Source organism: Rhizobium sp. SVR5-2C (assembly GCF_056755115.1).
The window spans coordinates 1-233 of the sequence record NZ_JBNDHT010000629.1 but is presented as its reverse complement, the minus strand read 5'-3'; the positions used below and the strand labels follow the sequence as shown (position 1 = coordinate 233).

Sequence of the window (233 nt, the reverse complement as noted above, 5' to 3'; positions counted from 1 at the left end):
GGACGTGCTGCGCTCTGCCGGAATCGACGGAGCCAAGATCGTTAGTGTCTGCACACAAAAGCGAGAGATCACCGATAAGGTGGTGGAGCTGGTGCAAGCCGAATATCCGCATGCCAAGCTCTTCGTGCGCTCCTATGACCGCATCCATTCGATTGCGCTCAAAAACCTCAATGTCGATTACGAACTGCGCAAAACGCTGGAGTCCGGCCTGCTGTTCGGCCGCCGCACGCTGG

At 57.5% G+C, this 233-nt stretch carries 1 pseudogene; it reads left to right on the top strand.

What is annotated here, in order from left to right:
- A pseudogene (locus ACPYOI_RS37170) lies at window positions 1-233 on the top strand (monovalent cation:proton antiporter-2 (CPA2) family protein); the annotation flags it as partial.